This is a genomic window from Hymenobacter terrigena, assembly GCF_054776515.1.
Genome location: NZ_BAAHBU010000001.1, coordinates 1,645,419 through 1,657,943, shown reverse-complemented (window position 1 = coordinate 1,657,943; position 12,525 = coordinate 1,645,419). Strand labels below are relative to the sequence as shown.

Genomic DNA, 12,525 nt, shown 5'->3' with positions numbered 1-12,525 from the left:
GGCGACAATGGGCGGCTGGTTGGGAAAAGCTGTCATGCTGAGCGCAGCTGAAGCCTCTCTGCCGCATCGTTGAGACAATTGGATTGCTTATGCAGTAGAGAAGATGCTTCGGCTACGCTCAGCATGACGTTCTTTGGCCCCGTCAACCCTACAAATTCACCCCATGCCTGCCCTCGACCGTTTCTCCACCCAGGCCGCCGATTACGCCCGCTATCGAATCGCCTACCCCACCGAGCTCTACGACTGGCTGTTGCCCCAAATCGAAAGCCGCGAGCGCGCCTGGGACTGCGCCACCGGCAACGGCCAGGTAGCGGCGGTGCTGGCCGATTCATTTGTGCGAGTTGATGCTACCGACCTCAGTGAAAATCAATTAGCCCAGGCTCCGGTGCGGCCCAACATCCACTACCAGCAGGCCACCGCTGAGCACACGCCTTTCCCCGACCAGCGCTTCGACCTCATCACCGTGGCCCAGGCCGTGCATTGGTTCGATAGCGAAGCCTACCACCGCGAGGTGCGCCGCGTGGCTCGTCCCGGCGCGGTGCTGGCCGAGTGGGGCTACCAGCTCTGCCGCCTCGAAACGCCCGAGCTGAACCAGGTGCTCGATGAGTTTCACAACGTCACCTCCGGCCCGTACTGGGATGCCAACCGCCGCCACATCGAAAACGAGTACGCCAACCTGCCCTTCCCGTTTGCCGACGTGCAACACGCCCGCTTTGCCGTGGAAAAGCACTGGACGGCGGATGACATGCTGAATTATCTGCGCACCTGGTCGGCCACGGCCAACTACGCCCGGCAGCACAACGGGGCCGACATGGTGGCCCTGGTGGCCGACGAGCTGACGCGGCTTTGGGGGCCGCAACCGCGCCTGGCCGCGTTCCCCATATTTGGGCGGGCCGGGCGGGTAGAGTAATTGACCGGTCGCCGCGTTCATCCACTGAAACAACGGTTCACCGCTACGCCGAGGTGCTGCCCATCTGCGACGTGGTGTACCTGCTGCATCAGGGCCGCCTGCTGAAACTGGACGGCGACGTGCGCGGGCAGTTGAGCGATTATGGCTATTTGGCGAGCTGAGCCAATTTGTGGCCCGGCGCGTAGCTTGCCGGTTCTCTAACCAGTCTGATATGTCGTTGCCGCTTCCCTTCGCCCACCTGCGCATTCTTGAACTCGCCTCGGTGCTAGCCGGCCCGCAGGTGGGGCAGTTTTTTGCCGAGTTGGGAGCTGAAGTGCTCAAAGTTGAAAGCCCGGCTGGCGACGTCACCCGTACCTGGAAAACCAGCGCCGAAAAGCCCGCCTCATCAGCTGCTGGAGATGCTTCGGTTTCAGCCTACTTCGCGGCTTCCAACTGGGGCAAAAGCTCCCTGGTGCTGGACCTGACCACCGCCGACGGCCAAACTGAGCTGCACCGCCTGGCCGCCCAAGCCGACATCATTCTCGCCAGCTACAAGCCCGGCGATGCCGAAAAGCTGCGTGCCGACTACGCCACGCTGTCTGCCGAAAACCCGCGCCTCATCTACGGTCACCTCACCGGCTACGGGCCCGATAACGCCCGCGCCGGCTACGACGCCGTGCTGCAAGCCGAAGCCGGATTCATGTACCTCAATGCTCCCGGCCCTGACCAGCCACCCCAGAAAATGCCTGTTGCCATGGTGGATTTACTGGCCGCGCATCAATTGAAAGAGGGCTTGCTCACAGCCCTCTTTCAGCGCGAGCGCACCAGTTGCGGCGCGCTGGTGCAAGTCAGTCTACTCGACAGCGCCCTTTCGGCCCTGGCTAACCAGGCAGCCACCTCCCTCGTCACGGGCCACGACCCGCAGCCACTGGGCTCGGGCCATCCCAGCATCGTGCCCTACGGCACCGTGTACCGCGCTGCCGATGGCCGGGCGCTGGTGCTGGCCGTAGGCTCCGATGGTCAGTTTCGGCAGCTCTGCGCCGCGCTGGGCCGCTTGGAGTGGGCAACAGATGCCCGCTTTGCTACCAACCCGGCCCGCGTGGCGCACCGCCCGGAGCTGGAAACCATACTAAGCGAAGCCATTGCTGCTGTGAATGGCGACGACCTATTGGCCGAGTTAGAGCGCCGCGCCGTGCCGGCCGGGGCCGTGCAAACGGTGGGGGAGGCCCTAAACCATACCTCGGCTCAAGCTATGCTGCTGCCGGGCCACGGGGCAGGCCCACAAGGCCTGCGCACGGTGGCTTTCCACAGCCCGCAATGGTCCGTGGCGGCGCAATTGAGCGCGCCGCCAGCGCTAGGCTCGGCAGAAAGTACCGCCTTCACGCCCAATTCATCGGCGCCGGATGAAACTACGGCCCCGCTTGCTTGCGTACCCCCTACATCCTAAACGGCTAGCCGGTGGCCCGTCGTTATGCGTTGAAATAGCTAATCTCCTGCCCCGTGCCGCGCTCATTCGCGGCTTATTCCCCTTCCGCATGGCTAAATCATCCCCCAAGAAAAGCGTCGCTTACGAGCCATTAATTAACCCTAAGCCGACGGCTAAGCCTGAACCCGCGCCGGCCCGCCGCAAAGCCGCTAAAGCGCCCAAAGCGGCTGCCAACCCCAGCGCTCCAACGCCGGCGGCGCCCGAAACGGGCCACACCGGGGCCACCGCCACCAACAATTACCCCACGGCTGCGGCCGGCTCGCCCACCGAGGCACCGGCCGACCGCCTCAACCAGATTTTCGAGGGCCTCAAGCAAAAATCCACCGCCAAGCAGGCCATTTACCGCAACACCCAGGCGGCGTTCGATTGCCTGCGGCTGGTGTCGCAGGAGTTGGTGCTCGAACTCAGCCGCAAGCTCACGCCCCTCGATTCGAGCGTGGTGATTGAATACCGCTCCATCAACGACATGGAGTTTCACATTCGGTTTTCGGGCGATTTGCTGGTGTTTGTGATGCATTCCAACATCGTCACCTTCCCCGACGATTATGGTCCCATGCCCAGTAAGTACGTCGAAGCCGATTTCCGCCGCCGCTTCTTCGGCCATATCATGGCCTACAACTTCATGGCCGACAGCATCAAATACCAGCGCCTGAACGACCCCGGTTACCTCGTGGGCCGCCTGCTCGTAAACATCAACAACCACTACTTTCTCGAAGGCGTGCAGCAGCTTGAGCTACCCGATAACGACATGAGCGACAACCCGGTAACGCCCGAGTCCATGCGCCTCTTCGTGGAAAGCGCCATGATTGCCGCCGTGAATAACGACCTCATCGCCCCGCCGCTGCCCGAAATTCAGAAAATATCGGTGAAGCAAAAGCTGGAAAACCAGCAAGTGAGTCGCGGCAGCAAAGTCGGCTTCAGCTTCTCGGCTCAGCAGGCGTTTTAGCTTTCGTTTGTCATTGCGAGGCCGCAGGCCCTGGCAATCCGTCCTGTCAAAATCAGATGCGTTCTTACACCAAAAGCCCCAATACTGCTCAGTATTGGGGCTTTTGAATTGAAAAAGGCTTTATCACATCTGATAGCTAGTCGCATTGAGAGGACGGATTGCCAGGGCCTGCGGCCTCGCAATGACAAACGAACCCTACCGCCCGTAGCCCACCTTTTGGCGCACCTTCGCCAGCACGCCCGCGCCGTATTCCTGCGCCCGCTTCGCCCCAACGGCCAGCGCTGCGTCTAGTTCCGGCAGGTTGTTCATGTAAAAATCGAACCGTTCGCGCTCCGCGGCAAACCGGCGCAAAATCAGCTCGTACAACTCCTTTTTGGCGTGGCCGTAACCATAGCCGCCGGCCAGGTAGTTGGCGCGCATCGTCTCGATTTCGGCCGGCGTAGCCAGCAACGAATACAGCTTGAACGTGACATCCGTATCCGGATTCTTAGGCGCTTCGAGCGGCGTGCTATCCGAAATAATGGTTTTGACGGCCTTCAGCAAGTCTTTTTCGGTCGCGAAAACGTCGATGATGTTGCCGTAGCTCTTGCTCATCTTTGCGCCATCGGTGCCAGGAATGGTCATCAGCTGCTCATCGGCGCGGGCCTGGGGCAGCACCAGCGTTTCGCCGTAGCGGTTGTTGAAGGCGCTGGCGATGTCGCGGGCAATTTCGAGGTGCTGAATCTGGTCTTTGCCCACGGGCACGATGTCGGCATCGTAGAGCAGAATATCAGCCGCCATCAGCACCGGGTAAGTGAAGAGGCCGGCGTTCACATCCGAGAGCTTGTCGCTCTTGTCCTTGAAGCTGTGCGCGTTGGCCAGCATGGGGTAAGGCGTGAAGCAGCTCAGGTACCAAGTCAGCTCCGTTACCTGCGGCACGTCGGACTGCCGGTAAAACAGGTTTTTCTCGGTGTCAAAACCGCAGGCCAGCCACGCGGCAGCCACGGCGTAGGTGTTGGCGCGCAGCACGGCAGGGTCGCGCACGGTGGTGAGCGAGTGCAGGTCGGCGATGAAATACAGCGAGTCGTTGGCCGGGTTTTTCGACAGCTCAATGGCGGGCAGGATAGCGCCGAGCAGGTTGCCGAGGTGCGGGCGCCCGGTGCTCTGGATGCCGGTAAGAATGCGGGACATGTTAGGTAGTTAATGAGTTAAGCGCACGCCTTGATTATAAGCGTGCACGACGGCAGCGAGCTGGGCCCGGCTGACGGCATTGGTGGCAAATTGCCGCTGGAGCACCGGGTCGGCCGGAAACAGGGCCGCCACGAAGCCGCCGGGCGCTAGTTTCTGGTCGAACCCCGGCGTGTGGCCAGGACTGTACGCAAAGAACGTACTCGTGCCGGCTTTGCGCAGCACCGGCAGCTTCACGTGGGCCTTAAAATTGGTGCCCATCTCTACCTGATAGTAATAGTAAAACAACTCTACTGGCCCGGTTTCGAGGATTTCGAGCAGCGCGGGCTCCTTAAAATCTGCATCGGTGCCGCTGAGGAACCGGAAATCATTCACCCGCACAAACCGGTGTTTTTCCACGGTGAAGGCCGTGACTTCGGCGGCGCGGAACTTGCGCTCCTTGCCGTTTTTTATACCCACCATCATCGTAGGACTGCCGTTTTCGGCCAGCGCCAGCTTCAGCGAAGCTTCGCCTTTGGAGCCGTTGGCGAGCTGGTAGGTGCCGGGGGCAAAATTGAATTGGGCGCGGGCCACGGTGGGCAGCAAAAAGGCCCCGGCCGCCAGCAGGAAATGGGAAAGTCGCATGGCGGTGAAAGGCGGACGAGCAAAGAAAAGTTACACGCTCACGTTTTCCACGGCTTCTTCCTGCAGCTCGGCCGTTTCCTCCTGGCCCAGGTACTTGTCAATCAGGAAGTGCGCCAGGTAGAGCACCGGCGTGAGCAGGATGGCGGCCGCAAACTTGTACCAGTAGTTGGTATTCGCCACGCTGATAACCTGGTTGAATGTCCAATTGCCGAACACGTAAAAGGCCACGTACAGCACCACAAACGAATCGACCAACTGCGAAATCAGAGTCGAGCCCGTGGCGCGTAGCCAGATGTAGCGCCCGCCCGTAGCCTGGCGCAGGGCCGTGAAAATAGTGGCATCAAGCACCTGCCCTACGGCAAACGCCACGATGGACCCTGTGATAATGCCCAGCCCCTGCCGGAAAATGCTCTGGTAGGCAAAATCAATGTTGAAGGGCCGGCCCAAGTTATCGGTTTTGTTCACATCGAGCCAGAAATCGGCCGGCGGGAGTTTGGTGGTGAGGTAGATAACCCCGAATGCAAACAGAATAAGCACCACCGTTAAGTAGCTGATGCGCAGCACGCCGGCCTTGCCAAAATACTCGTTGATGATGTCCGTGGTCACAAAAACCACCGGCCAGATGAGCACGCCCGCCGTGAGGTTGCCGGGCAGCCCCATCAGCTTATCGGCCGAAAAAATCTTGACGCCGATGATTTCGGCCAGCAGCGCATTCACCAGAAAAATCCCGCTGAGCACGAGGTAGAGTTGCTGTTTTTTATGGGCGAAGGTGTTCATAATCAAATCGAACTACAGGCTCACGACTAATCCCTCGGTGGCCAGCTCGGCGGTGGGGAACAGGGCCTGGGCCTCGTGCAGCAGCGGCTCCAGGGCCTTGTAGCGGCTGGAGAAGTGGCCCAGCAACAGACGTTTCACACCGGCAGCCTCGGCAATGGCAGCGGCCTGGCGGGCGGTGCTGTGGTGGGTTTGGGCGGCGCGCTCCCGCAGGTCTTCCAGGAAGGTGGCCTCGTGATAGAGCAAATCGACCCCTTGGATGAGGGGCACCAGCGCGGGCGTGTAGAGGGTGTCGGAGAAGAAGGCGTAGCGGCGTGGCGTGGGGGCGGGGCCGGCCACATCGGCGTGGCGCAGGCCGGGCTGCTGGTCGTCGGGCGGCAGGTCGTCGCCCTGGGCCAGGCGCGCCAGCTGGGCAGGGGCGAGGCCGGGGGGCAGTTTTTCCTTCAGCAAATTGGCGCGGCGCGGCCGTTCGGCAAACAGGTAGCCGGCGCACGGCACGCGGTGGCGCATGGGCAGCGTGGCCACGGTCATGTTTTCGTCCTCGTACACCACGGCGTGGGCTTCGGTGTCCACCACCGTAAAATCCATGGCAAAGCCCAGCTGCATGTTGGACACCCGGGCCTGGGTCACCAGCACTTCGTCGAGGCCGGGCGGGCCGATGATGGCCAGCGGCTGGGTGCGGCCCTGCAGGTGCATGGTGCCGAGCAGCCCAAACAGCCCAAAATAATGGTCGCCATGCAGGTGCGAGATGAAGATGGCCCGGACGTGGTGCGGCCGCACGCGGTACTCCAGCATCTGCCACTGGGTGCATTCGCCGCAGTCAATCAGGTAGTTCGACGCGCCGACGGTGAGCACCTGGGCCGTGGGGTGACGCCCGGCCGTTGGCGTGGCCGAAGCCGAACCCAGAATCTTTAGCTCAAAAGTCAAAACGAAATAGTTGTCAGTTGATAGTTGTCGGTTGTCAGGCCTGAATCGGGTCGTGCAGAAAACAAAAGTTGGTTGCCAGTTGCCAGCTTCAACAAACTGACAACTGACAACCAACAACTGGCAACTAAAAAAAGCTATTCCTTATCCGTCAGGTCGCGCTCGATGGCGTGCAAAAACACGCGGTCGATGCCTTCTTCTACCGTGGGCAGGATGTGCAATACCGACTCCAGCTTGCTGATAGTGATGAGTTTCAGCACGTGGTCCTGCAAGCCGGTGAGCACCAGCAGGCCGCCCGTGGAGTTGCACAAGCGGTTGGCAATAAGGATGGAGCTGAGGCCCGACGAATCCGTGTATTTTACGTTCGTGAGGTCGAGTATCAGGTTGTTAATGCCTTCAGCGTTCAGCTTCACGAATTCCGACTTGAGGTCGGGCGCGACGGTGGTATCGAGCTTCTTCTCCTCAATGGTGATGATGGTGTAGCTATCTTTTTTATCAATCGTGTACTTCATACAGCGTAGGGCGAGGGAGGGTAAGAGAACGGCGAAGGTAAAGAAAAAACCTAAAATTTTGGGTGAAGTTTGGCTAATGTTTTGCGGGAATCCGCAGAACGGCGGCCGGACCGGCGAAAGTTAGCGATGCCCAGGTAGATTGCCAATCGGCGCGGGCGCGCAATTTGGCCGGGGCGGCGCTCATATCCACGGCCGCCAGCAGGTAGGGGCCGGGTCCGGATAAGCGTAACAGGATTCGGCCGTTTTGGTTGGCGCGGGTGGTGTAATGCGTGGTGGGCAGGCCGCCGGGCTGGCGCTGCCACACTTGCACGGCCGCGCCAAACGCGGGCCGACCGGCGCGTAGTACGCGCACGGTCAGGGCTTTGTCGGCGGCCAGGCGGTAAGGGTTTTGCTCCGGCACCAGCTCCAGCGGCAGGCCGTAGATGTGGCAGCAGGCGCTGTCGGTGACTGCTGCGGTAGCGGAAGCTTCGCCTACCTGAATCAGGGTTTTAGCGCAGCGGCGGTAGGTTTCGCGGCCGGGCTTGGCCATTTCTTCGTTTTCCTGGCGGAGTTTCAGGGCGTAGTCGAGGCCTTCTTCGCGCAGGTAAGCGGTGAACTGGTCGGCGGGCAGCTCGATGAAGGAATTGGTGGAGCGCAGCAGCACGACGTGGGTGCCGGGCTGGGCAAAAGGGAAACCGGTGCGGAAGGTGTCGGTTTCGGTGGCGTTTTTGGGCGTGAGGTCGGTTGAGTCGGTGCGGGTGGGGCCGAAACGGACGAGGCGCTGGATTTTGGCGGCTTTGGTGGTCCAGGGCTCGCCCTTGAAATCGGTCCCGATGAAGGTGTGCACGTTCACGGTTTCGCCCGGCTGGAGGCGGAACCGCGGGGCTTCGAGCCAGAACTCGTGAGCGAGGGCGGCGGTGGTTAGAACGAGAAAAGGAAGCAGCCTGAACAGTTTTGTCATTGCGAGCGAAGCGCGGCAATCCGTTCTCTCACTGCAGAAAGCCTGATGAACTCAGGATGTCTTCTGCAAAAAGAAAAGAGTCTGTAAGTTTAATAAAAAGCTTTCTGGGGCAAGGACGTTTGTCCCATTGAGAGGAAGGATTGCCGCGCTTCGCTCGCAATGACAGGCGATTACTGCCGTTCCAGGGCCAAGGCATAAGCCCTATCATAGTGTACGCGCAGGTTCTTCCAGTCGAAAAGCTCGGCGGAGCTTTCCACGGCGTTGCGCTGCATGATGCGGTCGCGGCGGTTGAGCTGCACGAACTGCCAGAGCATGTCGCAGAGCTCCTCGGCAGACTCGTCGAAGGATTTTTCTTGGCGGTGGACCACAAAAATGCCTTTGCCTTCGGGGTCGGGCACGTTTTGCAGGGCGTAGTCGCCGAAGCCGGAGAGGTCGGAGGTGATGGCGGGCACGCCGCGGGCCACGCATTCGAGCGGGGTGTAGCCCCAGGGCTCGTAGTAGCTCGGGAACACGCCCATGTGGCAGCCGCGCACAAACTGGCCGTACTCCATGCCCAGCAGGGGCGAGGCGGGCGACACAAAATCGGGATGGTACACCATCTTCACCCGGTCGTGGCGGTGGTTGAGCAGGTTGGAGCGGCGCAGGTAGTTCAGGATTTCGTCGTCGGCATCGTTCACCAGGTTGTGGGTGATGACCGGGGGCAGGGCGCTGGTTTTCCAGCTCTGGAGCTGGCGGCGGTAGCGTAGCTTCCAGTAGTCGTCCACCATCGAGCCGAGCTCGGGCAACCGGTGGTCCTGGCTGGCGGCGGCGGCATAAAAGAGGCGCTCGCCCACCTGGCGCTCAATGGCCTTGCAGGTTTCGTGCACTTCATCGAGCATGGCGCGGCGTTCCAGCACCTGCGGGTTGATGCTGGTGAAGGGCCGCTTGGTGATGAAAAACATCACCACCTGCGTTTCGAGGCCGCTTTGCTGGAGGCGGTAGTTGAGGCGGGCCAGGGCCTCAAGGGTCATATCGAAGCCCTTGTTGTGGTACTCGTAGCGGCCCGAGGTGAAGAAGTACAGCGTCTTATCCAAATCGAAGGCATACGACTGGAAGAAGTGGGCCATCACGAATTCGTGGATTTTGGCCTTATACTGCTGGTGCAGGTTCTGGAACTCGTGCAGGGCCACGAAGCGCTCGATGTTGAGGCCGTTGGGCAGCACCGCGTCCGGAATTCTATCCAGTAAGTAGATGCACTCGCGCACCGTCAGCTCGCTCACCGTGGTGAAAACGTGGCTGCCGTGGGCAGCAGCACGCTCCATGCGTACGGCGGGCTCGATGTTGAATTTCTTGGCCTCGGCTTCCCAGTTCACCCACATGAGGTGGTCGTAGAACGCGGGGTCGTTCATGGCCAGGTAGCGGCCCAGCAGCGTGGCGTGGGTGGTGAAGAGCAGGTGCGCGGGCACTTGCAGGCGGCGCAGCTCAGGAATGGCCACGCCGGTCATCCACTCGTGGAAGTGGCCCAACAGGCGCTGCTCGGCCAGCTTTTGGGCGGCCAGGTGCTGGAAGAAAACGGTGGCAAGGTGCCCAAAGGCGATGACCTGGTGCAGCAGGTCGTCGTTGTCGGGAGACGGGATGCTGTGGCGGCCCCAGAGGTCGGTTTTGAGCTGGCCCAGCCGGTCGTAAACCTGAAACGGGTTGATGAGCACCACCCGGGGGCGGCCAGTGATGAGCCAGGTGCCAATCTGCACATCGTAGCCCTGGGCGCGCATGGTGCGCACAGCGGCGGCAAAAGGGTCGGCGCCGGTGTGTACCGTCAAGTCGTCGTAGGGCTCAAACTCGCCCTGGGCCATGTTGGGGAAATAGGGGCCCAGCAGGCAATATCGGTCGCCCCAGGCCGGCACGGTGGCCGGCACCTTGCTGCGAATAACGGTGTAGATGCCGCCCACCTGGTTGCAAACTTCCCAGGCCACTTCTACGAGCAGCGAATTGGGAAACAAGGCATCGGGAGCTTCGGGGGCGTGGGGCGCGGGCTGCATAAGCGGGGGAGGAAGGACAGGGCGGGAAAAAGAACGTGGCGAAAGGTAAGCCGATTGGGGCTTAGTTGGCATCGGAGGCCATATTTTTTCAGATACCTTGGAAAAACAGGATTGAAGATGAGCCAAAACTTCGCGTTAGCGTGGTGGTTATCCGGCTTCACCCTCATTCATCCCCATTCTAATGGCCGATACCACCAACGTTCTGAAACTCGAACACGAAATAATGCCCGTGCTGACCCAGCGCCGCAGCACCCGCGCCTACTCCGACAAAGCCGTTTCGGCCGAAGTAGTGGAGCAGATTTTTACCGCCGCTTCGTCGGCGGCTTCCTGCTTTGGCGAGCAGCCCTGGCGCTACATTCTGGGCAGCCAGTCGAGCAGTCCCGAGGCCTTTGAGAAAATCCTGGGCGGTCTGCTGGGATTCAATCAGGTGTGGGCCAAAAATGCTCCCGTTCTGGTCGTGGGCGTCGCCAAGCTTCAGTTTTCGCACGACAACAACCCGAATGGATGGGCCAAGTACGACGTGGGCCAGTCTACCGCCACCATGGCGATAGAAGCCACCGAGCTGGGCCTGCAAATCCACCAGATGGCCGGTTTCTCGCCCGATGACCTGCGCGCCGCGTTCAGCATTCCCGAGGGCTTCGAGCCGGTAGTGGTGTTCACGCTGGGCTACCCCGGCCCGGCTTCGGCCCTGCCTGACCCCATCCGCGAGCGCGAGGAAGCGCCCCGCACCCGCAAGCCCCTGGCCGAGTTTCTGTTTGAAGGCGCGTGGCCCACGCCCGCCGGCGAGCGGTATGACCAGGCGGCGGTGTAAGGATAGAACGAAGTAGGGGCGGGGTCGTACCCGGTAGGGCTTGCCCCCGCCCCTACACTTTTTTTACCTCCAGCATACCGGGAATAATTACTTCGTCCGGCAGCCTTCCAGTGCGCGCAAAATCGGCCCAGAGCTGCCGCACTTGTCGGCCAGCCGTATCAAATTCCTCCCAATTGGCCTCGCCCAGCAGCGGGGTAGCGGCCCAACCAGCCTGCGTGCCCAGCAGCAGTGGCAAATCAATGACGTGTGCCGCGCCGAATGGACTGCCGGGCGGCTGGTACGTGAGCAAAAACCGATAGGCCCGGCCACCCGCTCGGGCCTGATGCCTGGCAAAGGCCCGGGCCGGGTCCAGGTAAATGCGGCGGGAAGTCACGCTGGTCAGCAAGCGCACCAAATGGCTGCCAGCCACGGGCAAGCGCTGCAACCAGTTGAAAGTAGGGTCGATGACGGCGAAAAACCGGGTTTCTTCGGCCGTTGCTCCAATGAGAACATCGATGTGCGGGGCTACGGCCGCCCAGGTTGAGTCAATGGCGTTTTCGGGTGGCAGCGGGGTGGCTCCGTATTGCGGGCCGAAGGGCATGCCGCTTTTCAGGCCCTGCCAGCGGGCGGCTTTTATCACGGCGCTTTCCCGGGCCAGCACGTCGGCGGCGGAAGCGGTGGCCGGGATTGTGCCGACGGCCCGGCTCATGGCGTGCAGCATGCGCTGGCGGTTGCGGGTGAGGCCCAGCGGAGCGCTGTGCAGCATCACGCGGCGGAACAGGCTTGGGGCTTCGGGCACCAGCATGAGCTGGGCAATGGCATCGGCCCCCGAAGAATGGCCGAATAGCGTTAGCAGTGCCGGGTCGCCGCCGAATGCGGCAATGTTGCGCTGCACCCAGCGCAAGGCTTCCAGCAAATCGAGCAGGCCGAGGTTGGGAGGAGAGGTTTCGGTGCCCAGAAACCCGAACAGCCCCAGCCGGTAGGTAACGGCCACGAACACCACGCGCCGCTCGGCTACCCAGGTGGCGGGGTCATAAATGGCCAAATCGCCGGCCCCGGACACGTAGGAGCCGCCGTGCACCCACACGATGACGGGCAGGATTTCATCAGGCCGGCGGTCGGCCGGCAGCGTGATGGACAGGCGCAGGCAGTCCTCGTCGAAGCTGAGAGCCGCGAACAGGTCGCCCATCACCTGGTCCACCCGTGGGTCGGCCAGCTGCGGGCAGGCGGGCGCAGCGGCTGTGGCTCGGATGGGCTCCCTGGCGGGCGGCTCGGGTTCCGGCGGGCAAAAGCGGGCGGCCCGGGCGTAGCGGATGCCCGTGGCGCGCAGCACCGGCCCATCGGCCCGGCCGATGATGGTGCCGGCCGGGGTGGTGAAGTGAGGAGCGGTGGGGGCAGATTGCAAGTGAAGGGGTATTGGGTTAGGAGTAAGGAGTTTCTACTGAACGGTCATGC

General features: G+C 61.6%; 12 protein-coding genes. 4 read left to right on the top strand and 8 right to left on the bottom strand.

The window, feature by feature from the left end:
* The first annotated feature begins 163 nt into the window (after nt 1–163).
* The 3 genes from ACYU7Q_RS06880 (at nt 164) to ACYU7Q_RS06870 (ending at nt 3,321) form a co-directional block, all read left to right on the top strand.
* Entirely contained in the window at nt 164–910 is a 747-nt protein-coding gene (locus tag ACYU7Q_RS06880; protein WP_460608690.1) for a class I SAM-dependent methyltransferase, read from the top strand.
* Between the two features lie 211 nt (nt 911–1,121).
* Nucleotides 1,122–2,336 carry a CaiB/BaiF CoA transferase family protein gene (locus tag ACYU7Q_RS06875; RefSeq protein ID WP_460608689.1) on the top strand — a complete coding sequence of 405 codons (1,215 nt, stop codon included), beginning with the start codon at nt 1,122–1,124 and terminating at the stop codon, nt 2,334–2,336.
* A gap of 88 nt (nt 2,337–2,424) precedes the next feature.
* Entirely contained in the window at nt 2,425–3,321 is an 897-nt protein-coding gene (locus ACYU7Q_RS06870) for a hypothetical protein (RefSeq protein WP_460608688.1), read from the top strand.
* A 195-nt stretch (nt 3,322–3,516) separates the two neighbouring features.
* Here the strand turns inward: ACYU7Q_RS06870 and trpS are convergent, their stop codons facing one another.
* The 7 genes from trpS to ACYU7Q_RS06835 all read right to left on the bottom strand — a co-directional run bounded on the left by trpS (nt 3,517) and on the right by ACYU7Q_RS06835 (nt 10,280).
* Nucleotides 3,517–4,491, bottom strand: a complete 975-nt coding sequence (gene trpS, locus ACYU7Q_RS06865; protein ID WP_460608687.1) for a tryptophan--tRNA ligase — start codon at nt 4,489–4,491, stop codon at nt 3,517–3,519.
* Between the two features lie 9 nt (nt 4,492–4,500).
* Nucleotides 4,501–5,112: a hypothetical protein gene (locus tag ACYU7Q_RS06860; RefSeq protein WP_460608686.1), complete on the bottom strand. Its 612-nt coding sequence runs from the start codon at nt 5,110–5,112 to the stop codon at nt 4,501–4,503.
* Nucleotides 5,113–5,142: 30 nt separating this feature from the next.
* The gene (locus tag ACYU7Q_RS06855; RefSeq protein WP_460608685.1) at nt 5,143–5,889 is read right to left on the bottom strand and encodes a VUT family protein; all 747 of its coding nucleotides are present in this window, start codon (nt 5,887–5,889) and stop codon (nt 5,143–5,145) included.
* 12 nt (nt 5,890–5,901) lie between these two features.
* Nucleotides 5,902–6,813, bottom strand: coding sequence for a ribonuclease Z (locus ACYU7Q_RS06850; protein ID WP_460608684.1), 912 nt, complete (start codon nt 6,811–6,813; stop codon nt 5,902–5,904).
* Nucleotides 6,814–6,947: 134 nt separating this feature from the next.
* Complete coding sequence (locus ACYU7Q_RS06845) at nt 6,948–7,322, bottom strand: STAS domain-containing protein (RefSeq protein WP_168675310.1); 375 nt, start codon at nt 7,320–7,322, stop codon at nt 6,948–6,950.
* A 73-nt stretch (nt 7,323–7,395) separates the two neighbouring features.
* Complete coding sequence (locus ACYU7Q_RS06840; RefSeq protein WP_460608683.1) at nt 7,396–8,262, bottom strand: DUF4198 domain-containing protein; 867 nt, start codon at nt 8,260–8,262, stop codon at nt 7,396–7,398.
* 170 nt (nt 8,263–8,432) lie between these two features.
* Nucleotides 8,433–10,280 (bottom strand): glycosyltransferase family protein, encoded by a 1,848-nt coding sequence (locus tag ACYU7Q_RS06835; RefSeq protein ID WP_460608682.1) that lies wholly within the window; start codon nt 10,278–10,280, stop codon nt 8,433–8,435.
* Nucleotides 10,281–10,461: 181 nt separating this feature from the next.
* Between ACYU7Q_RS06835 and ACYU7Q_RS06830 the strand changes: the two genes are divergently transcribed.
* Nucleotides 10,462–11,091 (top strand): nitroreductase family protein, encoded by a 630-nt coding sequence (locus ACYU7Q_RS06830; RefSeq protein WP_460608681.1) that lies wholly within the window; start codon nt 10,462–10,464, stop codon nt 11,089–11,091.
* 52 nt (nt 11,092–11,143) lie between these two features.
* Here the strand turns inward: ACYU7Q_RS06830 and ACYU7Q_RS06825 are convergent, their stop codons facing one another.
* Nucleotides 11,144–12,475, bottom strand: coding sequence for a carboxylesterase/lipase family protein (locus tag ACYU7Q_RS06825; protein WP_460608680.1), 1,332 nt, complete (start codon nt 12,473–12,475; stop codon nt 11,144–11,146).
* Nucleotides 12,476–12,525: the final 50 nt, after the last annotated feature.